The following is a 26,112-nucleotide window of genomic DNA, read 5'->3' as shown; positions in this document are numbered from 1 at the left end:
TTCCGGTTGCGGCGGGATGTACCGTTTGGCCGCAGGGGGCAATCTAATCTTAGGGCTGGGAGTGGGGCTGTGACTGTGCAGGCATCCAAAAAGCAGTTGGACCGTCGAAGCATTCTGAATTCTCTAAAAGCCTTTCGGCGCGGTGATTTCTCCGTCCGCATCGACAATGTCTATGAAGGCATCGATTCCGAGATCGCAGAAATCTTCAATGAGATCGTCGATCTGAACGATCAGGTGACACATGAATTCGAGCGGCTCAGCAAGGTTGTCGGCAAGGATGGACGCATAGGCGAACGTGGCCGCGTCCGAAACGCCACTGGTAGTTGGGAATCCAGTGTCCGGTCCGTCAATGATCTGATCGAAGACATGGTCCAGCCCACAGCTGAAGTCGCCCGCGTCATCGGTGCCGTCGCCAAGGGCGACCTATCGCAAACGATGATGGTCGAGATCGACGGCCGACCGCTGCGCGGTGAATTTCTGCGCATTGGCAAGATCGTCAACACCATGGTTGGTCAGCTTGCCTCCTTCGCCTCCGAGGTGACGCGCGTGGCGCGCGAAGTCGGCACCGAAGGCAAACTCGGGGGCCAGGCGCGCGTGAAAGGCGTTGCTGGGACGTGGAAAGATTTGACCGACAACGTCAACGCCATGGCAACGAACCTGACCGGCCAGGTGCGCAACATCGCGGAGGTGACGACGGCTGTTGCGTCCGGAGACCTGTCGAAGAAGATCACGGTCGACGTGAAGGGCGAAATCCTGGAACTGAAGAACACCATCAACACGATGGTCGACCAGCTCAATTCCTTCGCTTCGGAAGTGACGCGCGTGGCGCGCGAGGTCGGCACTGAAGGCAAGCTCGGCGGCCAGGCGCGCGTCGAAGGTGTCGGCGGGACATGGAAGGATCTGACCGACAATGTGAATTCCATGGCCGAGAATCTGACCGGCCAAGTGCGCAATATCGCCGAGGTGACGACAGCCGTCGCCTTGGGCGACCTGTCGAAGAAGATCACGGTCGATGTGAAAGGCGAAATCCTTGAGCTGAAATCGACCATCAACACGATGGTCGATCAGCTCAATTCCTTCGCCGGCGAGGTGACGCGCGTCGCGCGCGAAGTTGGCACCGAAGGCAAGCTTGGCGGTCAGGCGCAAGTGCGCGGCGTTGCGGGCACGTGGAAGGACCTCACTGACAACGTCAACTCGATGGCTGAAAACCTCACTGGTCAGGTGCGCAACATCGCCGAGGTGACGACCGCGGTTGCCTCTGGAGACCTGTCGAAGAAGATCACCGTGGCGGTGCAGGGTGAAATCCTGGAGTTGAAGGACACCATCAACACGATGGTCGACCAGCTAAACTCATTCGCCTCGGAGGTGACGCGCGTGGCGCGCGAGGTCGGCACCGAAGGCAAGCTCGGCGGCCAGGCCGAGGTCAAAGGCGTCGGCGGCACGTGGAAGGATCTGACCGATAACGTCAATCTGATGGCCGCCAATCTGACCGGGCAGGTGCGCAACATTGCCGAGGTGACGACGGCCGTGGCGCGCGGCGACCTGTCCAAGAAAATCACCGTCGACGTCAAGGGCGAAATCCTCGAGCTCAAGGACACCGTCAACACGATGGTCGATCAGTTGAATTCGTTCGCCTCGGAAGTCACGCGCGTCGCGCGCGAAGTCGGTTCGGAAGGCAAGCTCGGCGGACAGGCTCATGTCGAAGGCGTCGGCGGTACCTGGAAGGACCTGACCGACAACGTCAACGCCATGGCCGGCAATCTGACGGTGCAGTTGCGCGACGTGTCCAAGGTGGCGACCGCCATCGCCACCGGCGACCTGACGCAGAAGATCACGGTCGATGCGCTGGGCGAGATCCTGCAGATCAAGGACGTCATCAACACGATGGTGGATCAGCTCAATTCTTTCGCATCGGAGGTGACGCGCGTGGCGCGCGAGGTTGGCTCCGACGGCAAGCTGGGCGGCCAGGCACAGGTGCGTGGCGTCGCCGGCACGTGGAAGGATTTGACGGACAACGTCAATGCTATGGCCGCGAACCTGACCGGCCAGGTGCGCAACATCGCCGAAGTGACCACGGCTGTGGCGCTTGGCGATCTGTCGAAGAAGATCACCGTCGACGTCCGCGGCGAGATTCTGGAATTGAAGGACACGATCAACACGATGGTGGACCAGCTCAATTCCTTCGCGTCGGAGGTCACACGTGTGGCACGCGAGGTCGGCACCGAAGGCAAGCTTGGCGGCCAGGCGCAGGTGCGCGGCGTTGCGGGCACGTGGAAGGACCTCACCGACAACGTCAACTCGATGGCTGAAAACCTGACCGGCCAGGTGCGCAACATCGCCGAAGTGACAACCGCTGTGGCGCGCGGTGACCTCTCCAAAAAGATCACGGTCGACGTCAAGGGCGAAATCCTTGAGCTTAAGTCGACCATCAACACTATGGTTGACCAGCTCAACTCCTTTGCCGGCGAGGTGACCCGCGTGGCGCGCGAGGTTGGCACCGAGGGCAAGCTTGGTGGTCAGGCCCGCGTCGAAGGCGTCGCTGGGACCTGGAAGGACCTGACCGACAACGTCAACCTGATGGCGACGAATCTGACCAATCAGGTGCGTGGCATCGCCGAAGTCGTGACAGCGGTCGCGCAGGGCAATCTCAAGCGCAAACTGACGGTGGACGCGAAGGGCGAAATCGCCTCGCTGGCCGACACCATCAACGGCATGATCGAGACGCTCGCTACCTTCGCCGACCAGGTGACCAATGTCGCGCGTGAAGTGGGCATCGAAGGCAAGCTCGGCGGACAGGCGCGTGTGCCTGGCGCCGCCGGCCTTTGGCGCGATCTCACCGACAACGTCAATCAGCTCGCTGCCAATCTGACCACCCAGGTGCGTGCCATTGCCGAGGTTTCGACGGCGGTGACCAAGGGCGATCTCACCCGCTCGATCAGCGTCGAAGCCTCCGGTGAAGTCGCCGCGCTCAAGGACAACATCAACGAAATGATCCGCAATCTGAAGGATCAGACGCTGAAGAATGCCGAGCAGGATTGGTTGAAGACCAATCTCGCGCGATTTTCGCGGATGCTCCAGGGCGAACGCGACCTAGCCACCGTCTCGCGGCTGATCATGTCCGAGCTCGCCCCGCTGGTGAACGCGCAATACGGGGTCTTCTACGTCACCAATCGCGATGAAGAGGAATCCTATCTTGAGCTCGCGGCGTCCTATGGCGCCGAAAGCAAGGCTGCCATCAAACAGCGTCTCGATCTGCGCGAAGGTCTGGTCGGGCAAAGTGCTGCCGACAAGCGTGCCATTATGCTGGACAATGTGCCGCCGGAATTCCTGCGCGTCACGTCAGGTCTCGGCAGCGCCTCGCCGGCCAACGTCATCATCCTTCCCGCCTTGTTCGAGGATGAGGTCAAAGCCGTGATCGAACTTGCTTCGTTCGGGGAATTCCGCGACACGCACCAGTCGTTCCTCAATCAGCTGATGGAGTCCGTCGGCATCGTTCTCAACACCATTGCCGCGACGATGCGCACCGAGGGACTGCTCAAGCAGTCGCAGCTACTGACCTCCGAACTGCAGGCGCGCCAGACCGAACTGACCAAGAAGCAAGAAGAGCTGCATGCGACGAACGAGGAGTTGCAGGAAAAGGCGCAGCTGCTCGAAAACGAAAAGAAGCAGGTGGAAAACAAGAACCTCGAAATCGAGATGGCACGGCGCGCTCTGGAGGAAAAAGCCGAGCAGCTGGCGCTTACCTCGAAGTACAAGTCCGAGTTCTTGGCCAATATGAGCCACGAACTGCGTACCCCGCTCAATTCGCTGCTCATTCTGTCAAACCTGCTCGCAACCAACCAGCAAGGCAATCTCAATGAGAAACAGGTTGAGTTTGCACGCACGATCAACTCCGCAGGCACAGATCTCCTCAGCCTCATCAACGACATCCTCGATCTGTCGAAGATCGAGTCCGGTACTGTCTCCATCGACGTCAACGATATGCCGGTGACGCATCTGCGGCAGCATATGGAGCGTACGTTCCGTCAGTTGGCGGCCGACAAGGGCCTTGGCTTCACCATCAAGGTGGACCCGGCTCTCCCGGAAACTGTCCGCACGGACGAGAAGCGCCTGCAGCAGATTGTCCTGAACCTGCTTTCGAACGCATTCAAATTTACCTCGGAGGGCGAGGTCAGCCTGAACTTCCGAGTTGAAAAGTCCGGCCGGCGCAACGGCTCGGCGCACTCCGCGAAGGCCCTGGCGATTGCTGTGACCGATACCGGCATCGGCATTCCAGAAGACAAGCAGAAACTGATCTTCGAGGCCTTCCAACAGGCCGATGGCACCACCAGCCGCAAATATGGCGGCACCGGGCTTGGGCTCTCGATCAGCCGGGAGATTGCGCGCTTGCTTGGCGGCGAGTTGCGGGTTGAAAGTACGCCGGGGAAGGGCTCGACATTCACCCTTGTCATCCCGTTCACCGGTCCCCGGGTCGCGGCAGCGCAATCGGCCTTACCGCCGCAAGCGGACGCTGGTGCCGCGCCGGCATCGCTCGGCAGTCCGCCTTCGGCAGAGCTGATCGATGACCGTGATTCCATCGCGCCGACCGATCGCGTCGTGCTGATCGTCGAGGACGATCCGACCTTTGGCGGGTTGCTGCTTGGTCTTGCCCGTTCGGCGGGCCTTAAAGGCGTCTTGTCGAACGCCGGTTCCGGCACCCTGGCCCTGGCTCGCAAACTGGTTCCCGACGCCATTACGCTTGACCTCGGGCTCTCGGATATCGACGGCTGGGTGCTTTTCGACCTGTTGCGCCATGATCAAAAGACCAAGGGCATTCCCGTCCACGTCATCTCGGGCGCCGAGGATATCGGAAGTCTTGCGCGCAGGGGGGCGTCCAGCATTTCCACCAAGCCTGTCTCCTCCGATGAACTCATGAAGGTGTTCCAGGATATCCATTCCAGGAAGCTTCGCGTTCAGCGTCGCGTTCTGGTCGCCGACCCAGATCCGGAGCGCCGGCTATCGCTCGTCGAAGCGATCCGCGACGGCGTGACCTCGGTCACTGCGGTCGGCCGCTTCGCGGCAAACGCGGATGACATCGGCATGGCTTCATACGATGCCGTGGTGCTCGGCTGCGGGCGCTCCGCCAAAGACAACGCACAAGCGCTGGACGAGGTCACTGGCCAATTCGGCGAAGCTTTGCCGCAGCTCCTGTTCTTTGCCCCTCATCCTGATGCGCTTGAACAGGTGCTGGCGTTGAACCCGGCGCTTGCAAATGCGCCGCGGGCTGAGAATTTTGCTCAGCTGGCGCTACATATCTCGGCAACACTGCCGGGAGAAGGACGGGAAGACGACGACGGACCAGGAACCGAACAGACCGGCAAGTCCGATCTGGCGGGGGCGAAGGTTCTCATCGTCGACGACGATATCCGCAACATCTACTCGCTCACCAGCGTCCTGGAGACCTACGATATACAGGTGCTGCATGCGGAACGCGGCCGAGACGGTATCGCGCTGCTGGAACAGATTCCCGATGTTGATGCAGCTTTGATCGATATCATGATGCCGGAGATGGACGGCTACGAGACGATGCGGCGCATTCGCGGGACGCCGGCGATCGCTCACATCCCGCTCATTTCCGTTACTGCCAAAGCGATGAAGGGCGATCGGCAGAAATGTCTGGACGCCGGTGCTTCGGATTATATCGCCAAGCCGGTCGATCTTGATCTGCTGCTGGCATTGCTTCGCGTCTGGATAGGTCGTTCCCGGGCACGCGCGGAGAACCCGGAACAAATGCTCGTGGCAGTGAACTGACGGCTGGTCCATGCAAAAGCCTCCGAGAAACAGGATAGGAAAAGTTGAGGCGGGGCAATTGGCCGAGGGACCGACAAGGGCACGGATCCTTGCCGTGGACGACGATGAACGCAATCTTCTGGCGATCAGCGAAGTGCTCGCCTCGACCGGCGATGTTATCTGCGCCCAATCGGGCGAAGAGGCGTTGCGCTTTCTGCTGAAGGAGGACTTCGCCGTCATCCTCCTGGATGTCCTGATGCCGGGGATAGACGGCTATGAGACGGCAGCGCTTATCCGCCAGCGCGAGCAATCCAAGCGCACGCCGATCATCTTCCTCACCGCCATCAACAAGGAGGAGGCTCACATGCTGCGCGGCTATGATGCCGGCGCGGTCGACTATGTGTTCAAGCCATTCGATCCGATCATGCTGCGTTCGAAAGTCGCGGTTTTCGTAGAACTCCACGAAAAGACGCTGGAGATCCAGCGGAAGGCTACGACCGAGCAGGCACTGCTGGCACAGGCGCTCCAGGCGCAGAAGGACAAACTTCAGGCCGAGCGGGCACTGCGCAACGTGGAGGAACGGCAGGATGCCATTTTGAGTTCGCTGCCGGTCTGCTTCCATGCGCGGGCAGCCGCGCCGCCCTTCGCGGCGCGCTTTGTCACCAAGGGTGTCGAGCGCCTGACCGGGTTTTCGCCTGAAGATCTGACTTCGGATCCGGCCTTCGGACTCAGCCGGGTCCACCTCGAGGATCTACCCAGGCTGGAACAAGCGCTGTTGGCGGCAAAAACCACCGGCTCCTACACGTGCGAATTCCGCTGGCAGTGCGCCAACGGCGAATACCGCATCTTTCTTGACCAGGGTGTGATGTCGAACGGCTCGGACGGCCGCGAGCCAGAGATACTCGGTACGTTCCTTGACGTTACCGAGCGGCGCGGCCTTGAGGATCAGCTGCTGCAATCGCAGCGTCTTGACGCAATCGGCAAGCTCACGGGTGGCCTGGCTCATGATTTCAACAATCTGCTTGCTGCTATTCTGAGCGGATTAGGATTGCTCGAACGCCGTGGCATACTCGATGATCAGGCAAGACAGGTTGTCGAACTGCTGCGGCGCTCTGCCAACCAAGGCACCGATCTCGTCGCTCGGATGCTTGCCTTCTCGCGCCGTCAAACTCTGAAACCCGAAGCGGTGCGGCTTGCTGCCTTTGGCGATACCATGAACGGCTTGGTGGCTCCCGTTTTAGGAGGTCTTATCCGCTTCGATTGGCAAATCGACGATACGGTATGGCCGGTCCGCGTCGACGCCGGACAGCTTGAGCTTGCCTTGATGAATCTTGTTTTCAATGCGCGCGACGCCATGCCTTCTGGAGGAACGATATCGGTTCACGCGCAAAACCGCTCGGTTGCAAGCCGATCGGAGGACGTTCCGGCGGGCGACTATGTCGTTGTGACGGTCAGAGACACGGGATCCGGCATCGCACCTGATATTCTCACAAAGGTCATCGAGCCTTTCTTCACCACAAAACCCGTTGGGAAGGGAACGGGTCTAGGTCTCAGCACGGTCTACGGCTTTATGAAGCAGTCCGGCGGCACGTTGCGTATCGACAGCGTCGTCGATCGTGGAACATCCATGCAACTGTGGCTACCACGCTCGGTCGAAGAACCCGCCACTCCCTCAGTGGAAGCCGATATCGAGCAAATGCATCCAGGAGCCCGCAGCGAGCGCCCGTCCATCCTTTTGATCGATGACAGTAACGCGTTGCGCCACCTGACAGCCGAGTCGCTACGCCAGCGCGGTTTTGAGGTCACCTGCGCGGGGGGAGGGGCAGAGGCGCTGGCGATGATCGAACGTGCCCCCCACGATTTCGATGTCATCGTTACCGACTTCGCCATGCCACTCGTATCAGGAGTGGACGTCATCCGATTCGCACGCAATCTGCGCTCCGATTGGCCGGCGGTTATCATCACGGGCTACGCCGACGCGGAGGAAATCGCCGATCGGCCGACGGACGTGCCGCTGCTCGGCAAGCCCTTCCGCGACAAGGATCTGCTCGAAAGCATTTTCCTCGCTATTGCCAACGCGGAGCCGCCAAAGATCAAGACAGGCTAGCGGGAGGGGGGATTGGTTAGCAGCAAACGGCGCTGATTTTTTTGCTGCTGAAATTCAAGTTCGTGATAGCAAGCTCGTCGGCGTCGCGCTTTGCCACGCGGGAGCCAGCATTAGGCGTCGGCACGCAGGGCAGTACCGCCGACTTTTGGACGGCTGGAAGCGGTCGGGGATGATCTGTGGCCAGCGCGGTTTGCCGGTGAAGACAACTGCCTGAAAGTCCGCACTGGGTGACGCCATTGGTCACGCGCCAAACAACAAGTTAGAATAGACTAAAATATCCGAAATGGTGCGATCGCGGACCCTTGGCCAGCCGCACTGGGCACGATCTCTCAAACACATGGACGGCTGCGGACGGGGGACAGTCGGTCCCGCGTCCCGTCCTGCGGCCGGCCCTATGCTTACGCTCCTACGGCTGTCCGGTTCACCGCCCACAGCGGGGGCGAATTTCCTACGTTCTACGCGCGACACTCGTCCGCGGTTGCGCACGCGCGCAGAACTGCGATTATGCGCCGTTTTCCTTACAGCGCCAACAGTCGCCGGCGCGGCGTCGGGATAAGATGGCCTTCGCCCCCATCGTCCTGACAGCAGGCCACATGGCGTTCAAGGACAGACGAGTGCATCAGCGCCAAACGCTGCCATTTCCGATCTTCGACATCGTATTGCCTGTCTCGATCCCGAAAATAGACGAGACGGTTTTCAATCTGAAGTCGGAAAGCGGTGGAACCGAGTTCAGAGGATGACGTTTTTCCGGAAGGTCACACTGGATGACCTAACCATGGAGGAAACAATGATCAAGACGCTCTCAGCGGGCGCGATGGTGCTCGCAATCATGGCTGGTTCGGCTCTGGCTGGCAGTACATCCGCGCTCGACGACCCGGCAAAGATGTCGCCGTTCTTCACTGATGCCGGCATGAAAACCTTGAAGACGGAAAAGGATTTCAAGACCGCGTGGATGGCCATGAAACCCGACGAACAGAAGGCGGTGTTGAAAGACTGCGGCGACACCACAATCAACAAGTCGCACGCGGATTTCTGCGCCATGGCAAAGATGATGGGCGGCTGAATGCAGGTTGAACGTCGAAGGCGGGCGCGCCGAGCCCGCCTTCTAATAACTGCAGGCGAGAGCCGTAACGGGGGAGGTTGCCAGCAGGCGATGCCGCAACACATCCAGAACGGGACAGCCACCCCCCGCGGCAGTCGTTCTCTCAGCGCGTCTCAACCCGGTGTTCTCCAACCGCTGAACATACCGATGATGGTAAGACGGCGCCGCCAACCAGACAGGCAATGAAGCGCCGCCGCGCATGGGGCGGCGGGCTCTCTCTTACCAACCTTGCCTGCTGTACCAGTCGTCGATATCGCGACGGGCGCGATCCCGTTCGATGCCGTAGCGCTCCTGGATTTACCTTCAAGTTGATCGCGTTTGCCAGCGATCCGATCAAGGTCATCGTCGGTGAGTTTTCCCCATTGTTCTTTGACCTTACCCTTCACCTGCTTCCAGTTCCCTCCACGCGGTTCCAGTCCATGACGACCTCCTTCGTTTGAAAAAAGCGGAACGTCGTTTCGCCACAGCCACAGAAGTTCCAGGCGACCGGAGCCCCGTCGTCTGGCGCTGATGGGCAGATGGCGCCCGCGTTACAGTTCCGGAACTATTTTAGCCCAAGCTTATTGAACCTTTTCGTGAGAGTGCCGTGCATGCGTTGGAAGTGCGTCGCGCCCTTGATGCCGACCTTTGTCAAGCATCCTTCGGAAAGCGACGGCTGGATTCGCGGAGCGAAGGTCGACGGCTACCCACTCGCAATTGAACATCGCTGCGGGATTTGCGTGAGGACAAACATGCCAATACGAAAAAAGGCGACCGAGGCAGGTATTTTCGATCCATCTGAGGTGGCTTTGCTCGGCAGGGTTTTTGAGCAATTGAGGCTCGAAAATCAGTCGCCGGAAGCGCGGGACGCCATCGCCTCCCGGATCATTGCCAACTACATGGCCGGCATCAAAGACGAGGCTGAACTTGTCTCGCTTTCAAAACAGCCCTTGGGGCGCTAGCGGGAGGATGCCGGCGCCCAGTCCGACAGCGAGGCATAGGAGGAGCTAGGCGGCAAAGTCGAGGGCGCGTAATCGCTAATAGGATCGCTCCAAAAATTAGCGATCGCTAAAATTACTCCTTGGCGTTTAAGCGCGCCGTAATGTGCCGAGAACGATAAAAGCCGGGACCAGTCACGGTGGCTGGCAAGCCGACATTGGAGGAAACGATGAAAAGGCTCCCCTTGCTGTTAGCGGCTTCTGTCGGTGCGCTGGGGATTTTCACGGCAGCTAATGCCTTCGCAAGTCAGGTCTCCGATCACGGCGGTCCAGCGACCGTCAATGCGCCAAACGATGATGGGCAGGGTGTCATCACCGGCGATCGGAACGATGATGATGCGGTCGAAACCGAAGCCAGCGATGGCCACCATGGTGACGAAAGCGCGGCTGCCGGCCAGCAAAAGGGTGGTGACGACCAGGGTGAGAAATCCGGTGATGACAGCGATGAGCACCAGAGCGGCGAGCATGCTGGCGGCGAGGGTGGCGGCAGCGGGGGCGCGGGTGGCGGCAGCGGTGGCGGCGGCGGTGACGACTGACACAGGCGGAGCGCGCGTTGGTGGCCTCCTGGTCCCCGCCGAAGCCTCAGCCCTCGCGGCGAGCTTCCGCGTCTATGACGTCGCAGTCAGTCTCTTTGCCGCCAAGTACATGATGGCTGAAGCTATGCGCGTCCGGTTCCAACCGGCGGCTTCGGCTCTGTCTATCAGATCATCAAGATCGGCCGTCAAAGCATCCTGGCAGTCGGCGTCATATGAAGTTGCGGTTACCTGATGGACAGGCTGTCTAATTTCAGTTCCCTTCGTCATCGACCATGCTCTCTCGGGCGACGCTTGGCGCCGCTGTTCGTCCACTTAGCCAGGGAGGCGGCCACCAGTCATGGCGACCGCCTCGTTTTTTGCATTTTAGACGTGGCGCGGGCTCATCTTCCTGGAAGGCGCAGGCTCAATGCCGTCCTCCATGAGAATATCCTTCTTGCGCGCGAACGCTATGAAGATGCCTCGTGCAGTCTCGGGTTCTACATCGCCAATCAACGCGGCTTTGCACGCGCGAATGGCCGCTTTCTGCTCGGGGCTGTTGCCACACCATTCCGCTGCGAATTGATACGCGTCTGCGACCGTGTTGAGTTGGCGAGGAAAGCCTAACCCTACCCACACGCGAACAGGTTTTTCAAAAGGTTTCGATAGCATCATTGACCTCCTTTCTAGGCAGTCACTCCTCCGCCTTGGCCACCTTTGCCCGTCATCCACGGCATCGTCATCGAAACTTCCTCAAGGATTCTGGCTGCTTTCGCAAAACCGCTGAACGCGTCTCTGGCTGCAGACAGCGGATAGTCGCTATCGAAAGCCCGCTGACAGGCGCGCAACGCGGTCTGGTGGATGGGGCCACGCCTGTCCTTCGGCCATTCATAGAGGAATTCCAGAGCGTCCTCGAGACAGGCGATTTCCTGGACAAGATTGTTGCCGCTTTTGACGAAGACGGCGCCGTCGAACATCCGATCGTTCATATGACCCTCCAAATCGAACGAACCATGGAGTTTTATGGTTTTGCGGGGTCCAGGCCGACCGCGCGCAGGCGATAGATGCGCGCCAGTTACTTTGCCGTAAAGTAATCATCTCCCTTTCTCCGCAATCGGAGCCTCCCAGCCGAGGCCGGGAGGTGGACCGCAGTTCAAAGTGACAGAGGATTACGCGGCTTTACGCGCGCGGTCCGTGTTTTGCGGGATCTGAGTGGCGGCCGTCGGCGTGTCACCCACGCCAATGCTGATGCGTCGCGGCTTCAGCTCTTCGGGAATCTCACGGACAATGTCGATCGTGAGGAGGCCATTCTCCAAGTTGGCTGCCTTGATCTTCATGTGGTCGGCTAACCTGAACGATTGCCTGAAGCTGCGATAGGCAAGGCCCTGATGGAGAAGCTGGCGCCCGCTCTGGTCATCAGCCTTCTGGCCAACCACGATTAGTTCGGGACCGTGCTGGGTCAACTCGACCTCGTCCTGGCTGAAGCCGGCGATGGCCATGGCGATGCGGTAGTCATTCTCGCCGACCTTCTAGATGTTGTAGGGAGGCCAGTCCGGGCGCGTGCCGCTGTCGAGCATGTCGAAAAGGCGGTCGAAACCGACGGTGGTGCGATAGAGGGTGTCAAAGGTTCTCATAGCCACATTCTCCTTGAAGCAACATGGGTACAAGGGGCGCCGCGCATGCGGCGCCGCCATTTTTTGCCGAGCCCCTATGGCCTCGGGCGAAAATCGAATTAGGAATCGTCCCAAATGAGTTCAAGAGCATCTCGAAATTTTTTTGGCGCCCACCCTTGGCATCGTTCCAGCTACTCCAGACCAATTGCCCGCTGGCTTAGCTGGCGGGCTTTTCCCGTCTCGTGGAACCGCAAAATCATTCGCAAGTTCACAGGCAAGCAGCGTCCCTTCCCTGGGTAGCGCTGCCGACCGAGACCTAAGCATCGGTCGGCCCGCCGCTGCCGTGAATGGGGCGGCGGGCCACTTATTCCCTGATAGGGAACTTGATGATCGTCGCTCGGGCTCGGGCTTGAGCGGCTCGTGTCCCGGCTCTTCGTGCCAAACACCTGGCGCAGGATCAGGTCGCCCCTGCAGGTGGAACCTTTGCGGGCACGAAACCTTCTCCCTATGACCTTCAGGAGAAAAACCAATGGCAAATCTTGGAAGAATGGCTGTCGCCATGCTCGGCATTCTGGCCTATCAAAATCGCGACAAGATCGGAGATTTGATCCGCAGTGCGGGAAATACCGATCCCAACAACCCGGAAGGCGGGCTCCTGGATCAGGTTTCCAAAAGTGTCTCCGGGACCGCGTTTGGGGACATCCTCGACCGCTTCAGGAATGCGGGAGCAGGGTCGAAGGTGGATTCGTGGGTCAGCAGCGGCCCGAACCAGCCGATCGACCCGAAGGATGTCGAAATGGCGATAGACGAGGACACACTCACGTCGCTTTCGATGCAAACTGGGCTGTCTCGCGATGAACTGATTGCCAGGATCACGAAAGACTTGCCCGAGGCGGTCGACAAGCTGACGCCAAGCGGCGAACTGCCAGCGGCGAGGGATGAGATTACACTCCTCGACGAGGTCCCGCCACGTTCCACCGTACGGACCTAAACCTTCGACCTGCGACGGAACATTTCTATCGGGGCAGCATTCAAGGTCGGTCAGCCAACGGAGGCTTTCCATGACCCAAAGGCGGATCGATAAGGAACGAATCGAGCGTGCAGATCGCGAGGCGAAGCTGGCAATCGAGGCGGAGCGCGTAGCCAGAAGTGCGAAGACTGAGCGACTACGAGCACAACGCCTGCTGGCGGCGCCACCCGTCGATAAGCCGGCTCCCGTCAAGCGTCGTCGAGCGGCCCCGAAGAAACCAGCCCGAAAGATTATCGAGGTCGACTAAGGCGGAACTTAAACCTGCGCGCGAGCTTATCGCGACATGAGCTTGCGCTGAATCAACTTCCTAGACCAATGGATCGCCAACATCCCCGAGACGACGAACGCAGATGTCATCTCGGTAGACGAACTTACGCAAAAGCTCATCGCCGACGCCAAGGCACTCGGCATTTAGCTGGGCGAGATCGACGAGGAGGTCGACAGCCTCTGCCGCACGATCCTTTATGCAATCGTGCACTACGATCCGGGATTGTCGGACTAGCGCTACTCCATATCTGGAACTTCGCCGCTGGCAAATAGCACTGTCGGTGGCCCATAATCACCCAACGCCGGATCGGCGTCGCGGCTCCAAGCTATGACGCCGACATGTTGCCCAAGCAAGCGCCATAGCGGTGCGGATGGCTCGCTCTTCGCTCTGCTGATCAATCGGACCATAGGCCGCGAACAACTCTCCATCCTCGTCGTGGTCGAACGCCACGACAACAATCAGCTTCGGTTTCTTCTGGCCGGGAAGGACGTGATCCGACATTCAGTGCGTCTTACTGGAGCGCAGCTCCAGTTCGATCTTGTTGAGCGCCTTCGTCAGAACTTCGACCGCCTGCAAATTGATGGCGAAGTCGAAGTTACCTTCTGCCGTCTCGAATATCAGAACTCCCACCCTGGTCTCGTCGTCAATCAACATGCCGGTCGGCATGTACGGGGGCTATCTGGCATGGTCTTCCTCCTTCGAAGGTGCCGATCGCCATGCTCGCGATGTTCGAAGCAATACCAATGCGATGGCTTTCTCGGCCGGGCAAAACCAAACGGTGCGCGCTTGGCGCACCCAGAAAACTCACAGACGTGATTTTCGATCCTAGCGCGCTCGTGAGGAACTGATGTCATCCCTTCGGCAAGCTTGATCGGTTCGTCACTCATAGCAGCTTGATGGGCTCGATCAGCTCGGCATGATCGTTGGGCTGCTTGTCGATGGCGGCGGCGTTGACGCTGCGGCCAACGCGGGAGAACTGCAACTGCCCATCGATGTCGTGGCTGAGGATGTCCTTCAGGTCGCCGGCAGGTATCGTGGGGTCAAGCCAGGCGTCATAGTAGGCCGGGTCTAGGATGAGGGGCTGGCGATCATGGACTTGGTTGACCGGCGCCGCCGACGGTTCTGTGATTATCGTGCAACTGGTGATTTCGAGATTCGAATTGTAGGCCCATAGACCTGCGAACGAGAATGGCGCGTGGTCGGGTTGGAAGATGAACCGGGGATCCTTCTTGCCGTCGGCGGGCGATATCGTCCATTCGTAGTAGCCGTCGGCCGGGATAAGGCAACGCTTCGATTTGAAGGCGTCACGGTATGCCGGCGTTGTGTCGACGCTTTCGATACGGGCGTTGAACATCTGTCCCTTTGGCATTTCCTTCGCCCAGAACGGTACCAGCCACCATCTACCAGTGCGCAGCTTGTGGTTGCCATCTTCCCCAGCCGTTATGAACGGGACTTCATCAGTAGGAGCGATGTTGTAGCGAGGGGCGTCGGTGCGCCCGATTTCGGCCGGCGCCGTCAACCGGTAGAGCCGGTGGATCTCCGACCAGGACAGATATCTGGTGTAGCGACCACACATAGCGTTGCCCCTAGTCGTGTTTCGGCATCAGGGGCGCACGCGGCCAGCGTTCTTGCTCTCCCGGATATAGATGTCGGTCTGGTGGCGTATGGCCTCCGAAAGCGACAAAGCGAGGTCGAGGTCTTCCGGATAGTTCGCCAAAGTCCATATGGCCGTCAGTTCGGCAACGGCCTGCTTTTGACTGACATCGGTGAGGCCGCGCATTTGTTTCGCCATCTTGTTGACGGCTCGATGAATGGCGGGCCGCTCGCGCTTTACGATGGCATAGAGTTCGGGCTGTTCGCATTCGGTAGCAATGATCGGTTTCATTGTTGTGTCTCCAATTTGCCAGCAGTGAACAAAATGAGAACACGAGAGTCAATACCCCTTGACCTGACAGGAATATGTTCCTCATTTCAAGGTATGCCAGAGCAACCAGAAAAGTGGCCGAAGGGCACACCTTGGACGTTGATGCATGCCCACAATGCAGGGCAGGTGGCGCGTATCCGGTGCGGCCACTGCAACATCAAGCGCTTCTATAAGCCCCTGGAATTGCGGGAAGTGATCGGCAACGTCACCGCCGATCAGCTAAGGACAAAGGTCCGCTGCGAAAAATGCAAGCGCAAGGAATCGATGAGCGCTGAGTTATTTCATCCGGTCGGCCAAGAGCTTGAAACGATCCGGTTCCGGCGCCTGGTTGAGATCCGATGGGAAAAGCGCGTGATCTGGAAGGATGAGTAAAGGGTAGCTGCCTAGCGGCCCTTACCCTTGCCGACCAGATGGATCACCGGCTTTGACGGGCTGGTCTCTTTGAGAAGTTTCAGAGCTTCCTCGCGGGTAAGACCGCACCTGCGGGCATAAAAGTCAGCTTCGGCCACGCGTTCGCGGTCGATTGGCTCTTCGCGGCGCTGCTTTGCTTTCCTGCCCACGGCACGAAAACACCGAGTCGGCAGCGAAAGTTCCTCAGGGTGAAAAATATATCCGGCTGCCTTGCTCATTGCTCACTCAGCGTCACACCATTGGGTAAATTCCACGCCACCGGCAATCAGGGCCGCATGGATGACTGGAGATTTCTGGCCTGCACGTTGGGCACGTCATCGACACGCTCGGCACGCTGGATTGCTGGATAGGAGGGCGCTCGGTATCGAGCGCGGCGAAATCGATGAAGAGGTTGACAGCCTCTACTGCACGATCCTCGACGCGATTGTGAATTATGATCTGGGTTTAACGGAATGAGCGCTCGCGCCCTGAAGTTTCTCGACGATCGGCCGGACAGGCTGGCCAAAAGGGCTATTGAAGGCGCATCTGCCTCGCGCCGGTCATTAGGTCCGCAAGCGCATCTCTGAGTTCCGCAGCGGCATGGTCGGCCATCGCCGGATCATCCGCGACGACAGAGGTTATCCTGTCCACATTTTCCAGCAAGCGTTGTTCGAAACCTTCGACGACAGGCTCCGGCGTATCAGAACTTACCAATACAAGATTGTAGATTTCCATGAGCATGTATTCGATCGCCAAGAGGCGCATCTCTTGCTTTACCGTGTCGTCGGTTGTCATTTTCTGCATCCTCCCTCTTGCATGCCTCGATCCAGTCGAGGAATATAATCCCACGTTGCGGCGAAACCCTCAAAAACGGAGATCGCCAAATGGCCAGATCAAAACTTTCCAAACAGTTATCGCAGGCTGAGATCGAGCGTTTCCTGGTGGCAGCGGAAGCGCTCCACAAGAGCATTGTGAAGCCGCTCATATCGCACCATTGCGACCATTACCGCTCTACGCGGATCCTGCATGAGGCGCTGTTGAAGGCCGTATGAGAAATCACCGGAAAGGAAGTGGAGTTCATCCGGTGGTTTGGAGGGGGCTCGGCCTAGTGATCTAGCGGGCTACAATCCAGTCGATAATGTCCGGATCAATTTGATCAAGCTCGGTGAGTTCGAGCGCGAGAAGTCTCGCATACCGGCGGCGCTCACCTTCGGAAATGCGCCTTTCCACAATGGACTTTCTGAAGGCGCTGCGAATGATGTCGCAGTCTAAAGACGTCATCCTGTTGTCTGAATGGTCGTCTGCCATTTCGATCTCCCGCGTATTGGCGGGAGCACCTGAGTTGGCTTCCAAGCGCCCGTTTGCCGGATAAGGCGGGCGACAGGAGATTTGTACGCTTCCGACAATTGGTTAGCGAGTCAAATTAGTGCCGGCCTGTCAGGAACAACACAGGACCCGTGCGGCCGCCTACGGCTGGGGTAGTGCCTACAGGCGGCACAATGACTAGGGCCTTCGATGCGGCCCGGCAGCCGTCGTTGGGGTGTTGTATTGACTGGCCGCCGGGCCTAGCCGACTCATCCGCGGCGAGCCGACCGGCGCGACCGTAATATTAGCAGGTCTGCAACATAACCCTGCGTGGGCGTTTTCCCCCGGTATCGTCCCATTTTGGGACGGCGTTCTGGCATTGCTCTTGCGTCGGATAGTGTGCCGGCTAATCCCGGCCCTGATCGCGTACCTGATCAGGTAGTAGGCTCGCCGGGCTTGAGGTGGTTGGGGTCTTCGCCCGGCGGGTTTCCATTCTCAGTGGCGAGAGCGGCCCGGCAACCCTGCGCAGCTTTGATCACTGCCTTGCGGCTGTTTCCGTGTTTTAGGATCAACTCCCAGACCAGGTCGGCAGGCAAACCGTTCTCCGAAGCGAAACATTCGACCTGATGGTCGTGAATAGCATCATGCCAAGGCTTAAAGCCGCCCATTTGGGCCTCCGCTCTAGGCGCCGCATGGCAAGTATATGCGGTTCCGCTAATATAATCGAAACGTGCGAACGAAGGACGCTACGACCCTGGCCTATCCGATCGGCAAATGCGGCCCGGCACCTATAGATTGGGATGTGAATAGGACGCCGGGCCTAACCGGCGGGCTACATACGTTCATGCTAATATAGTCGCAGCGTACGAACGAAGGACACGACGGCCGTTGATGACCGACAGGCCTGCAACGACCTACGTTGTCAGCGTATTCGAGAAGCCGCACTGGCGGACCGTGCTTACCACCAAGGAACAAGCAGAAGGCGTTGGATTTGGCCAAGGAGATCGGCGACAAGGTGCGGGTGGAGGAAATCACTCCGAAGCCGAAGAAGCGCTGAAAAGGGAACTTGCAGCCCTACTTCTCGGCAGCATCTCGATGAGCGGACGGTATTTTGCCAGGCTTAGGGTTTTGGTCGTCCGGCACGCCATTGAACGCCGAGTTGCGGCTTTCCCCTGCCGTACGTTCCACTTGCGTCGCTGGCAGTTCGAAGAACAACTCAAAAATAGACCATCCGACGGCCATCACAAAAAGGGTGGCCGCGAAGATTGCAAGAATGCCCCACCGCGGGCGTTTCTCCTCTGGAACATCGGGCGTTATCGAAATCCACACTGTGCGCCTGCTGCAAACCAATCGGATGCCCTCTTAACCCAGCGTGGGTCGAAATGTTCCAGGGCGACGAGGCGAACATGCGCTTTCTTTTCGGAACCATTTGCCCTGATTTCCCTTCATGCCGCATATGTGATGGGAGGTAGCTGTGGTAAGGCGGCGCATCGACAAAGACCGGATCGAGCGGGCAGATCGAGAATCGAAGCTGGCGATCGAGGCGGAGCGAGCGGCAAGAGATGCCAAGACAGCGCGCCTGCGCGAGGCGCGACTTTCAGCCGAAGCATTCGTCCAGAACGCGATTCTGGTCAAAGGTGATCGAGCACGCGCAAAGAAGAAGTTTTAAAAAATCATCGAGGTCGATTAAACTAGGCAGGCGCTATCCATTGGTACGTTTCAGAGAACTTTTGCGCGGGTGGCGAATTTGGTTCTATGGCGGAGGAACCGAAACCATTCGATCCGAGAGCCGAGTTTGTGCGCAATGTGCACGCGAGACCGGCATTACCGAGGAGCAGGTTAGGTACCTGATCGCGATGCTCGGCTACGATCATTCCTCCATCGTGCGGGAAGCCTGGATATTGAAGAAGGGTGAGGCATGAGCACGGGCGGCGTAGACTTCCTCGACAAATGGCTTGCCAACGAGGTCCCCGAGACGACGTCATCTCGATCGATGAGTTGACGCACCAGTTCCATTGGGATCAAGCGCGGCGAAATCGACGAAGAGGTCGACCAAATGGCCAGAACCAAACCTTCCAAGCAGTTGTCGCAGGCTCAAATCGAGACGTCCTGGTGGCAGCCGAAGCGCTGCACAAGAGCATCGTGAAGCCGCTCATATCACCTACATGCGATGACTACCGGGCAACGCGTGCCCTGTATGAGGCGCTCTTGAAAGCCGTTCGGGAGTAACCGGGAACGAAGTCCCGTTCATCCAGTGGTACACCACAGCACCGGTACTGCCGCCCGCGGCTTGACGGAACATTAGCTATCTCTAAAGGTTGTTGCGTGCGGCAGGTTGGTGCGCTCCATCTCCTGCCGAAGATCGGAACTCCGATCGGCCCGCGCTCTTCTCCGCCAGAGGGGTGCGGGCTTTAGAGCGACAGGGTGATGGAGATGGCGGACAGGGCTGCATCAGTCAACCGGCCGGCTTTAACCGGCAACAGGCCCGGCTCTCTCTTGTCGAGCAGCCGAGCCCCGAGCCGAAGTCGGCCCAATCAGTAGCCGCCGTTATCCATGACGACGTGATGATGACGGTGGTGCTTCCTGGTCACGATGACGACATCCGGGCGGTGATGATGCCGGCGGCCGTGATCGTAGAAGGCCTCTTGGCCGTGGCGGCGGTGATGAAGGCGCCCCCCATCCCGATTGATGATAACCTCTCCGTTGTTCCAATGATGGTGGCGGTGATGACGATGCTGGTTCGTGGTCAGAACGATCGCATCGGCCGAGGCAATCGAAGGCACGGCGATGCAAATCGCCAGTGCGGCGAGGATGATTTTCATTTGATTCTCCTGAGTGTTACCCTTCGGGGGGTCAACTCGGCATCCAGCAATTTGTTCCCGCACACGGCGCGTCGGTCGTTTAGGCCACACTAGCTGTGCTGTTGGCCTTTGCCCTCCAGCACATCATCAACGATATCTGCACGGATCTGCATACCATCTTCCTGGCCGGTATTGGCCATCGCTGCCTTGAACCATGAGCGAAGCTATCTGGTCTTTTCCTTGCGGACATTATACAGTTCGTGAGTTTCCCTGATGATCTTGGCGGCTTCGTCTCTAGTGATGCCGACCCTGCGGGCATAGTATACGGCTTCCGCTCCAAGCCCGCCCTCTAACGGCGCATAAATCGCCTGCTTGGTCTTCTCCTTCACCTTCATTCCCATAGCGAATTATCGCACATTGCGGGACTTGACTGAACGGCCGCTCCTGATCGGAAGAAGATTGACACTGACATTGCCCCTTGGTGCTGAGAAATCTCACTCCGCCTAAAAACGGAGCGTGATGACGTCGCCGAATTGGGTCTGCTTATCGACGCCATGCATGAAATTCGGGACGCGCCGCAGTGAAGCTTCAAATTTCCAACTGACCCACTAACCAAGCGATAGGTCACGTGCCGGTAGCACCCGTGACCTATCCTCCGGCATAGCGCAGCTTGGCGGGGCGCTGGGGACCTCTAGTCGGCTTTCGAAGATAGCGCCCGAAGATCTCTAGCTTCTCTTCATAGCCAATGCGCACCCTATCCTTGCAGCCTTCGCAATTGAAAACCCCGATCGTTCGGAGCCAAGACCCTGGCTTCACGATAGGATGCGAGCAGATCGGGCATGAAAATTCGACCAGAACGTCGCGCAGTTCATCGGACAAAGGCATTTCGTCATTGTTCCTCAATCCGATGCCCGCCACCTCCGGTGAGTTGGCGGGCATCGATCTGACCGGCGATGAAGGCACTTACTCGGCGATCGATGTCCTAACCACGCACGGTCATTCGGGTTGCAGGCCTCAGACCTTTGCGCACAACAGCCCGACCAAAGTCGTAAGACGAGGAGCTTTCAGCGGATGGATTGGCCGGCGACAACCGCGCGAGAAGCGTCGGAGCGGTAGCCGAGCGGCCAGCCGGAAACGCGCGGTGGTGACGCCGTCCAGGCACGAGCGAAAGGCCATGATGAGCGAAGTGGAGAAGCGGGCACCCTGAACTGACGCCCTCTCGGCATGATCGGAATTCTGCCCCCTGCTATAATTTTTTGTAAGGTTTGCGTCATGTGATCGGATGAAGATCGATCGGGACTAGTGAATTTTATTGGCAAGCCCAGAATGGAGGTTGTTGTGATGGGGGTTCTCGAGGTGATGTGTTGACCGAGCGGTCATTCGAGGGGAGCGCTTATAGCGATTACCGATCGAGCCATCAGACCCAAGGCTACGGCACCGATTACACCAAAACCTTCTGTTCCGGCTACTATGCTGCCTTGTGGTTGCGTATCGAACGCCCCCTTGTGGAAGGCATTCTCAGGCCTCTTGGCGGGCCGGATCGCAGCTGCCTCGACTTCGCGTGCGGCACGGGGCGCGTCACAACTGTTGCAGGCCCATTGTTCGGTGAGGTCGTTGGCGTCGACGTCTCTCAATCCATGCTTGCTTGCGCGCGGGTTCCGAGCAACGTCAAACTGGTGAAAGCCGATCTGACGGTTGCCCCCCTTTCCAGAAGATTCGACGTGGTTACAGCTTTTCGATTCTTCTTGAACGCTGAAGACACTCTTAGGCGGGACGCACTGTCGGCCATTCATGAGCATTTGAACGACGGTGGGTTGCTGGTTTCGAACGTCCACATGAACGCAACCTCGCCAATGGGGCTTGTCTGCCGCTTTCTCAACCGAATTCGGGGGCTCGTCGTGCGCAGTACGTTGAGCATCCACGCATATCGCCAGATGCTCGTTTCCAACGGGTTTGTCGTCGAACGGGTCATCGGCTATGGGTTTTTGCCGCGGCCCGGGTGGCTGCTACCAAGGCTTTGCGAAATGTTGGTCGGTCCTGTTGACACGATATGCCGGCGAGTTGGTGTCCCAGCACGCTTTGCTCAGAATTTCTTAGTGGTCGCCAGAAAGCGATAGTCGCAAATCCGAGCTTGCCTTCATGCGGCGGCAACGATCGTCACCACACGTGCTCGACCAGCCCTCTGGTGTCACACCGGTGTTGCTGCTGCCTCCCTGGTCGAGCTCGCCCAGGCCCACGCGTTTGAACCCTCATTGTCGCTGGCGAGGCCTGAGGCTTTGTGGGCGATCAAGGCTCTGCGCGACGAGCCGCTGCCGCTGTTTGCGGCCGCCTCAACTCGCGAGCAACAACAACGGTGCCGGAGGTACAGGAGCCGAGCGTCACTTTACGGGCCATGACATCAGGCGGCGAGGTCGTCGAAGACTACGGTTATGTCGGGCTGACCTGCGCGATATCCTGTGTCCTTCCTGCGGAGCGACCGCGAGGCCTTGCAGCCTTACGTGCCATTCACTTGTCCTATCCCGAAGAGGCGCGTGATCGAATGAGATCACGCGCCCTCAGATCTCAGTATCCGTCCGGGCACCGTGCAACGTAAACCCGGCCATGCCGATCGCGATATCTGCACTGACCGGCTTCGCTGGCGTGCCCGATGACCGCCCCGGCTATTGCTCCGACCGCCCCGCCAACAACCGCTCCTTGCACCGGGTCGCCGGCCACGGCTGCGCCAATAGCTGCGCCGCCCAAGCCGCCGACGGCAGCACCTTGTTCTGTGCGGGAGCATGCGGCGAGCGGAATGAGTATACTCAAAATGAGCAGCGTCTTCTTCATTGGTTCTCTCCTGAGGCCATTATTAGCCGAAGCTTAAATGCGCCACGGAGTCTTTCGATCCATCGACCCGGCCAAGAACCAACACATTTGCACCCGCTCCTTGCTAGTCGGGGCGCAGCCCCTGGAATTGAATTGATCTGTGCTAATCAAGCAGACGCCATCCGTCTGGGCCATGCCGAAAGGAATATCTCGCCGAGGTTTCGAACCCGCCCCGAGGCGACCGCCAGCCTCGACATTCCACGGATATTTCCGGACCATCGACGCAAATGATGTTGAACGAATTTGCGGCCTGGCGGAGTCGCGATGAGACCGCTGTTCCCGCCTGAACAAGCAATGCCGCATACCCGTCGATAAGGTACCGCCTGGCGCTGGAACCGGCGCGATGAAGATGCTGATGACCAGACAGGATCATGTCTACGCCACTGCGCGAGAAGGCATCCATTGCAAGGCTGGCCCGCCCGACGACACCATCATCGCTTTCGAAATCCAGTCCTTCGAACGGGTGATGCGTTACCACTATGCGGATGATTTTATCGGATAAGCGCGCGAATATTTCCTCTGCCGCCTCGAGCTGGCGGACATTGATCCGGCCGTCCTTGATCGTCAGGGATCGTGCAGTGTTGATACCGACAACAGCGATTTCGGCATCCGCGTAGAATGAATCCGTGTCCGCCTCGATATACCGCTTGTAGCGGGATAGAGGGGTAAAGGTACGGGCGAAGACATTCCACAGCGGTACATCATGGTTGCCGGGCACCACAATGCGAGGGGCAGGAAAGGAATCGAGGAACGCTCGCGCCTGCAGGAACTCACCTTTTCGAGCACGTTGCGTCAAATCCCCGGAAACGACGAGCAAATCGGGAACGATGTCGCGAACCTCAGCCGCGATGGCTGCCACGACCTGGCTATCTGTTTTTCCGAAATGCAAATCCGAGAGATGGACGAGGGTCTTCACCACATTGCTCCGGCTATAGGTCTGGCCATTAATCCGGTTCCATTTTGGTGGGTGACAGAACCTGCAGGGCCGCTGGGCGAATCCGGAAGTTCAGGGGCATGTCCATACTGATCGCCTCACCGTCCAACGAGACCAGCATGGCGGCGCGATGCGACGTGATCTGGAGGGCTTTTGTGCGATACGTCTCCACGTCTCGGGTTGCGTCGATGAGACCAAACGCGATTTTGAACGGGAGCAAAGCCAGTCCGAACCATGACTGCTGCTTGACGACGTAAACGCTGAGCTCGTGTGAGGACAGGCTTTTGCGGCGTCCAAGATCACCGATGTCGTAGAAATTGTTACCGACAAAAACGCATGGCGTCAGCAGCCGTTCGCGGTTGCCTTGAGCGGCAACATGGACTGCCTGCCAGGACGCGGACCTCACTGTTCTTGCGAGAGCGGGACCGATCGCCGCAAGTTTGCCCAACCCACGCCGCTCTTGCTCGGCGGAGCGTTTTGCGACAAAGAAGGGATAGATGCCGATCGATGAGTTGTTGAGAAAAACGCGACCGTTCACCTCGGCGACATCGACTGTCACAGGCTTGTTCGCCGCGATGGCGTCCATTGCCGCATCAAGTTCGATCGGCACGCCAAGATCCTTGGCGAAGTGGTTCAATGTGCCTAGCGGCAGGACGCCCAGCGCTACGTTGGTCCCGGCGAGCGCCGACGTTGCGCTCCCAAGCGTACCATCGCCACCACCCACCACCAACACTCTTCGATCGCCCGATCTTGGGCGTTCAGCGACGAACCCCTGCGCCATCTCGCCAATCTGGTGCCCAGCCACTAACTTCACATCGGCGTGGATGCCGCGTTTCGCGAACCCATCACGGACAAGCTTTTCGATATCGCCGCTGCGCGCGACAGCGCCCGCGCTTTGGTTGATGAGCGCCAAAGCCCTCACGGTTCGAGCTCCTGATTGACTCTGGTCGGCTGAAACCACGACGCAGCCGTCCAACACAAGATTGCCCAGCCAGAACCGATACACCATCCCGCGAGCACATCCGTGGGGTAATGGACTGCGAGATAGACGCGGCTTACGCCAACAGCGACCGTCAGGAAGACGGCGAGCCCCATGAAATACGCCTTGACGCGTGGGTCCGCGTTGGCACGAGCAAGCAGGGCACCCACTGTGAGGAAGGTGATCGCTGAAAGCATTGCGTGTCCGCTCGGGAAGCTCGCGGTGAACACTTGAGTCACATGAGGAATGTCGGGCCTGGGCCGATCAAAGCTCTTCTTGAGGATCGTGCTGAGCAGTTCACCGCCGACCACCGAAACAGCCATCAAGATCGCGAGAGCCCGCCTATGGATCAGAAGGAGATAGCCGACCCCTGCCAGCAGTACGAATCCAAGAAACACCACGCTGCCGATGGATGTCACATCTCGGGCGGCTTCGTGAAGCCACGGCGGTCCAATCGGATTGGCCGGATCAGCTGCGCTACGCAAGGCCGAGAGGATGGCAAGATCGAACGCGGTGGTATCCCCGTCTAGGACTTCTTCAGCAAGCGCGCCAAACACGAGAATGAGGACTGCAACAACCAGCCCCGCTGCAACCGACCAAGTCGCGCTCGGCCAGGCCGTCCTGGACAGCGAACGCGGTTCGCGTCGCTCGAAGGATTTGCGCTCGTTGGTTGGGGTTGATTCACGCAAGCGCACGACCTCGTTTCCGAGGCCACAACGGAATTGTAAGGACGAAGTTCCCGTGTCGTCCGTGCGCAATAGGAGACGAGATAGGCGCGAGATGCATGTTCCGTGGCAACCTGGGTGCAACTATTGCGCTGCTCAAGCGTCATGGGTGGAGGTGATCGTTTGTTTCGGAACTTTCTAGACGCCGTGCATCAGCTGGAGATGAAAACAGGACAGGTCGCATGAAACAGCGCCGGCCGAAAACCGAAGGGAAGCGTAAGTCACCTGCGGCGGCAGCACTGAAGCGAGCCGGCGCCAACTTAATCAACATCGTCCGGAAACGCACGTTAAACCGGGCGACGACTGATCAAGGGGCGAGCACCACCCCTCCGTTGATTGCAAAGTGGCCGCTACCGCCGTCGGCGACGCTCGGATCCGCAGTGCGCGCCAAGGGCATCGAACGCGAAGTGCGTGCGTCCCTGCCATGGCCCCTGCGAAAGCACCTCAAGGCGGAAACCGGTCGCATCGCAATTCAAATGCCCGCTGGCGAGGCAGATGAGTTCAAAGCCGCTTCGGCCACCATCACGAAGACGCTGGAAGGCATTGAGCACCTGCCCGTGCTACCGCGCGAGGCAGAGGATATCCTTACGATCCGCACGCGCGAACGTCACAAATGGCTCAAGGATGGCCGGCTGCGAAGCATCGGCACCCGCACAGTCAAGATGCGCGGGCGGTCGAAGGCCGGTAACCGCTGTTCTCAGGCCACGGCCTTGAGTGGCGCGGGGGCATAGGCCCAGGGCAGCAGGTCGTCGAGCTGGCTTTGCGGATGGCCTGCGACGATGCGGGTGATGACGTCGGCGAGGTAGGCGTA

At 58.9% G+C, this 26,112-nt stretch carries 29 protein-coding genes and 6 pseudogenes; 14 read left to right on the top strand and 21 right to left on the bottom strand.

Going from position 1 to position 26,112, the window contains the following annotated elements; translation table 11 throughout:
• Positions 1–75: 75 nt before the first annotated feature.
• From CKW40_RS03415 to CKW40_RS03405, 4 genes are all read left to right on the top strand, one after another.
• Entirely contained in the window at positions 76–5,790 is a 5,715-nt protein-coding gene (locus CKW40_RS03415) for a hybrid sensor histidine kinase/response regulator (RefSeq protein ID WP_095198548.1), read from the top strand.
• Positions 5,791–5,884: 94 nt separating this feature from the next.
• Entirely contained in the window at positions 5,885–7,876 is a 1,992-nt protein-coding gene (locus tag CKW40_RS03410; RefSeq protein WP_244571072.1) for a PAS domain-containing hybrid sensor histidine kinase/response regulator, read from the top strand.
• 557 nt (positions 7,877–8,433) lie between these two features.
• Positions 8,434–8,616, top strand: coding sequence for a hypothetical protein (locus CKW40_RS42740; protein ID WP_143748240.1), 183 nt, complete (start codon positions 8,434–8,436; stop codon positions 8,614–8,616).
• A gap of 47 nt (positions 8,617–8,663) precedes the next feature.
• Entirely contained in the window at positions 8,664–8,939 is a 276-nt protein-coding gene (locus CKW40_RS03405) for a hypothetical protein (RefSeq protein ID WP_095199110.1), read from the top strand.
• A 258-nt stretch (positions 8,940–9,197) separates the two neighbouring features.
• Here CKW40_RS03405 and CKW40_RS03400 read toward each other — a convergent pair.
• Positions 9,198–9,399: pseudogene (locus CKW40_RS03400) on the bottom strand (CsbD family protein).
• A gap of 310 nt (positions 9,400–9,709) precedes the next feature.
• Between CKW40_RS03400 and CKW40_RS03395 the strand changes: the two are divergent.
• Positions 9,710–9,919: a hypothetical protein gene (locus CKW40_RS03395; protein ID WP_095199109.1), complete on the top strand. Its 210-nt coding sequence runs from the start codon at positions 9,710–9,712 to the stop codon at positions 9,917–9,919.
• 227 nt (positions 9,920–10,146) lie between these two features.
• Here CKW40_RS03395 and CKW40_RS03390 read toward each other — a convergent pair whose 3' ends face one another.
• The 4 genes and pseudogenes from CKW40_RS03390 to CKW40_RS03370 all read right to left on the bottom strand — a co-directional run bounded on the left by CKW40_RS03390 (position 10,147) and on the right by CKW40_RS03370 (position 12,101).
• Positions 10,147–10,494: a hypothetical protein gene (locus CKW40_RS03390; RefSeq protein ID WP_095198546.1), complete on the bottom strand. Its 348-nt coding sequence runs from the start codon at positions 10,492–10,494 to the stop codon at positions 10,147–10,149.
• A gap of 360 nt (positions 10,495–10,854) precedes the next feature.
• The gene (locus CKW40_RS03380; RefSeq protein WP_095199108.1) at positions 10,855–11,139 is read right to left on the bottom strand and encodes a DUF982 domain-containing protein; all 285 of its coding nucleotides are present in this window, start codon (positions 11,137–11,139) and stop codon (positions 10,855–10,857) included.
• A gap of 14 nt (positions 11,140–11,153) precedes the next feature.
• Entirely contained in the window at positions 11,154–11,456 is a 303-nt protein-coding gene (locus CKW40_RS03375) for a DUF982 domain-containing protein (RefSeq protein WP_095198544.1), read from the bottom strand.
• 180 nt (positions 11,457–11,636) lie between these two features.
• Positions 11,637–12,101: pseudogene (locus CKW40_RS03370) on the bottom strand (Hsp20 family protein).
• A gap of 508 nt (positions 12,102–12,609) precedes the next feature.
• On the opposite strand from CKW40_RS03370, the gene CKW40_RS03365 reads away from it, so the two are divergent.
• Positions 12,610–13,071, top strand: a complete 462-nt coding sequence (locus CKW40_RS03365) for a YidB family protein (protein ID WP_095198543.1) — start codon at positions 12,610–12,612, stop codon at positions 13,069–13,071.
• Positions 13,072–13,408: 337 nt separating this feature from the next.
• Positions 13,409–13,612: pseudogene (locus CKW40_RS44540) on the top strand (DUF768 domain-containing protein).
• Between the two features lie 2 nt (positions 13,613–13,614).
• Here CKW40_RS44540 and CKW40_RS44535 read toward each other — a convergent pair.
• From CKW40_RS44535 to CKW40_RS03340, 4 genes and pseudogenes are all read right to left on the bottom strand, one after another.
• Positions 13,615–13,879 (bottom strand): annotated as a pseudogene (locus tag CKW40_RS44535) (hypothetical protein).
• Complete coding sequence (locus tag CKW40_RS43660; RefSeq protein WP_179297813.1) at positions 13,880–14,044, bottom strand: hypothetical protein; 165 nt, start codon at positions 14,042–14,044, stop codon at positions 13,880–13,882. It lies immediately after the preceding pseudogene.
• Positions 14,045–14,261: 217 nt separating this feature from the next.
• Positions 14,262–14,954, bottom strand: coding sequence for an SOS response-associated peptidase (locus CKW40_RS03345; protein ID WP_095198541.1), 693 nt, complete (start codon positions 14,952–14,954; stop codon positions 14,262–14,264).
• Between the two features lie 27 nt (positions 14,955–14,981).
• On the bottom strand, positions 14,982–15,263 hold the full coding sequence (locus tag CKW40_RS03340; RefSeq protein WP_095198540.1) for a hypothetical protein: 282 nt from the start codon (positions 15,261–15,263) through the stop codon (positions 14,982–14,984).
• A gap of 141 nt (positions 15,264–15,404) precedes the next feature.
• Here CKW40_RS03340 and CKW40_RS03335 point away from each other — a divergent pair, with 141 nt between their 5' ends.
• Positions 15,405–15,674, top strand: a complete 270-nt coding sequence (locus tag CKW40_RS03335) for a hypothetical protein (protein WP_095198539.1) — start codon at positions 15,405–15,407, stop codon at positions 15,672–15,674.
• A gap of 11 nt (positions 15,675–15,685) precedes the next feature.
• On the opposite strand, the gene CKW40_RS03330 is transcribed toward CKW40_RS03335, so the two are convergent.
• Positions 15,686–15,931: a hypothetical protein gene (locus CKW40_RS03330; protein WP_143748239.1), complete on the bottom strand. Its 246-nt coding sequence runs from the start codon at positions 15,929–15,931 to the stop codon at positions 15,686–15,688.
• A gap of 292 nt (positions 15,932–16,223) precedes the next feature.
• Positions 16,224–16,487, bottom strand: coding sequence for a hypothetical protein (locus tag CKW40_RS03325; RefSeq protein ID WP_143748237.1), 264 nt, complete (start codon positions 16,485–16,487; stop codon positions 16,224–16,226).
• Between the two features lie 89 nt (positions 16,488–16,576).
• On the opposite strand from CKW40_RS03325, the gene CKW40_RS03320 reads away from it, so the two are divergent.
• Positions 16,577–16,744, top strand: coding sequence for a hypothetical protein (locus tag CKW40_RS03320; protein WP_095198536.1), 168 nt, complete (start codon positions 16,577–16,579; stop codon positions 16,742–16,744).
• Between the two features lie 61 nt (positions 16,745–16,805).
• Here CKW40_RS03320 and CKW40_RS03315 read toward each other — a convergent pair whose 3' ends face one another.
• The 3 genes from CKW40_RS03315 to CKW40_RS03305 all read right to left on the bottom strand — a co-directional run bounded on the left by CKW40_RS03315 (position 16,806) and on the right by CKW40_RS03305 (position 18,326).
• Positions 16,806–17,000 carry a hypothetical protein gene (locus CKW40_RS03315; protein WP_143748236.1) on the bottom strand — a complete coding sequence of 65 codons (195 nt, stop codon included), beginning with the start codon at positions 16,998–17,000 and terminating at the stop codon, positions 16,806–16,808.
• A 431-nt stretch (positions 17,001–17,431) separates the two neighbouring features.
• On the bottom strand, positions 17,432–17,665 hold the full coding sequence (locus CKW40_RS03310) for a hypothetical protein (RefSeq protein WP_095198534.1): 234 nt from the start codon (positions 17,663–17,665) through the stop codon (positions 17,432–17,434).
• 406 nt (positions 17,666–18,071) lie between these two features.
• Positions 18,072–18,326, bottom strand: a complete 255-nt coding sequence (locus CKW40_RS03305; RefSeq protein WP_095198533.1) for a hypothetical protein — start codon at positions 18,324–18,326, stop codon at positions 18,072–18,074.
• 145 nt (positions 18,327–18,471) lie between these two features.
• Between CKW40_RS03305 and CKW40_RS03300 the strand changes: the two genes are divergently transcribed.
• Positions 18,472–18,666 (top strand): hypothetical protein, encoded by a 195-nt coding sequence (locus CKW40_RS03300; RefSeq protein ID WP_095198532.1) that lies wholly within the window; start codon positions 18,472–18,474, stop codon positions 18,664–18,666.
• Between the two features lie 387 nt (positions 18,667–19,053).
• Positions 19,054–19,291: pseudogene (locus CKW40_RS44530) on the top strand (hypothetical protein).
• Positions 19,292–19,531: 240 nt separating this feature from the next.
• Here the strand turns inward: CKW40_RS44530 and CKW40_RS03290 are convergent.
• The gene (locus tag CKW40_RS03290) at positions 19,532–19,819 is read right to left on the bottom strand and encodes a hypothetical protein (RefSeq protein WP_095198531.1); all 288 of its coding nucleotides are present in this window, start codon (positions 19,817–19,819) and stop codon (positions 19,532–19,534) included.
• A gap of 203 nt (positions 19,820–20,022) precedes the next feature.
• The gene (locus CKW40_RS43650) at positions 20,023–20,187 is read right to left on the bottom strand and encodes a hypothetical protein (RefSeq protein WP_179297812.1); all 165 of its coding nucleotides are present in this window, start codon (positions 20,185–20,187) and stop codon (positions 20,023–20,025) included.
• Between the two features lie 972 nt (positions 20,188–21,159).
• Between CKW40_RS43650 and CKW40_RS03280 the strand changes: the two genes are divergently transcribed.
• Positions 21,160–21,915 carry a class I SAM-dependent DNA methyltransferase gene (locus CKW40_RS03280; RefSeq protein WP_244571071.1) on the top strand — a complete coding sequence of 252 codons (756 nt, stop codon included), beginning with the start codon at positions 21,160–21,162 and terminating at the stop codon, positions 21,913–21,915.
• A 63-nt stretch (positions 21,916–21,978) separates the two neighbouring features.
• Positions 21,979–22,275: pseudogene (locus tag CKW40_RS44525) on the top strand (OB-fold nucleic acid binding domain-containing protein); the annotation flags it as partial.
• A gap of 85 nt (positions 22,276–22,360) precedes the next feature.
• On the opposite strand, the gene CKW40_RS03270 reads toward CKW40_RS44525, so the two are convergent.
• The 4 genes from CKW40_RS03270 to CKW40_RS03255 all read right to left on the bottom strand — a co-directional run bounded on the left by CKW40_RS03270 (position 22,361) and on the right by CKW40_RS03255 (position 25,271).
• A complete protein-coding gene (locus tag CKW40_RS03270; RefSeq protein ID WP_095198530.1) occupies positions 22,361–22,624 on the bottom strand; it encodes a YMGG-like glycine zipper-containing protein in 264 nt (87 codons plus the stop codon).
• A gap of 142 nt (positions 22,625–22,766) precedes the next feature.
• A complete protein-coding gene (locus CKW40_RS03265; protein WP_095198529.1) occupies positions 22,767–23,579 on the bottom strand; it encodes a metallophosphoesterase family protein in 813 nt (270 codons plus the stop codon).
• Between the two features lie 28 nt (positions 23,580–23,607).
• Complete coding sequence (locus CKW40_RS03260) at positions 23,608–24,519, bottom strand: diacylglycerol/lipid kinase family protein (RefSeq protein ID WP_095198528.1); 912 nt, start codon at positions 24,517–24,519, stop codon at positions 23,608–23,610.
• Positions 24,516–25,271: a phosphatase PAP2 family protein gene (locus CKW40_RS03255; protein ID WP_439330953.1), complete on the bottom strand. Its 756-nt coding sequence runs from the start codon at positions 25,269–25,271 to the stop codon at positions 24,516–24,518. The genes CKW40_RS03260 and CKW40_RS03255 overlap by 4 nt, the downstream gene beginning before the upstream one ends.
• A gap of 212 nt (positions 25,272–25,483) precedes the next feature.
• Here CKW40_RS03255 and CKW40_RS03250 point away from each other — a divergent pair, with 212 nt between their 5' ends.
• Positions 25,484–26,032, top strand: a complete 549-nt coding sequence (locus tag CKW40_RS03250; RefSeq protein ID WP_244571069.1) for a hypothetical protein — start codon at positions 25,484–25,486, stop codon at positions 26,030–26,032.
• Here the strand turns inward: CKW40_RS03250 and CKW40_RS03245 are convergent.
• The coding region (locus CKW40_RS03245) for a transposase domain-containing protein (RefSeq protein WP_143748234.1) at positions 25,999–26,112 on the bottom strand (114 nt) is incomplete at its 5' end. The two genes, CKW40_RS03250 and CKW40_RS03245, sit on opposite strands and share 34 nt — an antisense overlap.

It is taken from the genome of Mesorhizobium carmichaelinearum (assembly GCF_900199455.1).
Taxonomy (GTDB): Bacteria; Pseudomonadota; Alphaproteobacteria; order Rhizobiales; family Rhizobiaceae; genus Mesorhizobium; species Mesorhizobium carmichaelinearum.
This window is presented reverse-complemented; position numbering and strand designations above follow the sequence as displayed.

Excerpts from the sequence above, each read along its gene's own strand:
- CKW40_RS42740 (WP_143748240.1), top strand. The coding sequence starts at position 8,434 with ATGGCCTTCGCCCCCATCGTCCTGACAGCAGGCCACATGGCGTTCAAG.
- CKW40_RS03405 (WP_095199110.1), top strand. The coding sequence starts at position 8,664 with ATGATCAAGACGCTCTCAGCGGGCGCGATGGTGCTCGCAATCATGGCT.
- CKW40_RS03395 (WP_095199109.1), top strand. The coding sequence starts at position 9,710 with ATGCCAATACGAAAAAAGGCGACCGAGGCAGGTATTTTCGATCCATCT.
- CKW40_RS03380 (WP_095199108.1), bottom strand. The coding sequence starts at position 11,139 with ATGCTATCGAAACCTTTTGAAAAACCTGTTCGCGTGTGGGTAGGGTTA.
- CKW40_RS03375 (WP_095198544.1), bottom strand. The coding sequence starts at position 11,456 with ATGAACGATCGGATGTTCGACGGCGCCGTCTTCGTCAAAAGCGGCAAC.
- CKW40_RS03365 (WP_095198543.1), top strand. The coding sequence starts at position 12,610 with ATGGCAAATCTTGGAAGAATGGCTGTCGCCATGCTCGGCATTCTGGCC.
- CKW40_RS43660 (WP_179297813.1), bottom strand. The coding sequence starts at position 14,044 with ATGCCGACCGGCATGTTGATTGACGACGAGACCAGGGTGGGAGTTCTG.
- CKW40_RS03345 (WP_095198541.1), bottom strand. The coding sequence starts at position 14,954 with ATGTGTGGTCGCTACACCAGATATCTGTCCTGGTCGGAGATCCACCGG.
- CKW40_RS03340 (WP_095198540.1), bottom strand. The coding sequence starts at position 15,263 with ATGAAACCGATCATTGCTACCGAATGCGAACAGCCCGAACTCTATGCC.
- CKW40_RS03335 (WP_095198539.1), top strand. The coding sequence starts at position 15,405 with ATGCATGCCCACAATGCAGGGCAGGTGGCGCGTATCCGGTGCGGCCAC.
- CKW40_RS03330 (WP_143748239.1), bottom strand. The coding sequence starts at position 15,931 with ATGAGCAAGGCAGCCGGATATATTTTTCACCCTGAGGAACTTTCGCTG.
- CKW40_RS03325 (WP_143748237.1), bottom strand. The coding sequence starts at position 16,487 with ATGACAACCGACGACACGGTAAAGCAAGAGATGCGCCTCTTGGCGATC.
- CKW40_RS03320 (WP_095198536.1), top strand. The coding sequence starts at position 16,577 with ATGGCCAGATCAAAACTTTCCAAACAGTTATCGCAGGCTGAGATCGAG.
- CKW40_RS03315 (WP_143748236.1), bottom strand. The coding sequence starts at position 17,000 with ATGGCAGACGACCATTCAGACAACAGGATGACGTCTTTAGACTGCGAC.
- CKW40_RS03310 (WP_095198534.1), bottom strand. The coding sequence starts at position 17,665 with ATGGGCGGCTTTAAGCCTTGGCATGATGCTATTCACGACCATCAGGTC.
- CKW40_RS03290 (WP_095198531.1), bottom strand. The coding sequence starts at position 19,819 with ATGAAAATCATCCTCGCCGCACTGGCGATTTGCATCGCCGTGCCTTCG.
- CKW40_RS03270 (WP_095198530.1), bottom strand. The coding sequence starts at position 22,624 with ATGAAGAAGACGCTGCTCATTTTGAGTATACTCATTCCGCTCGCCGCA.
- CKW40_RS03250 (WP_244571069.1), top strand. The coding sequence starts at position 25,484 with ATGAAACAGCGCCGGCCGAAAACCGAAGGGAAGCGTAAGTCACCTGCG.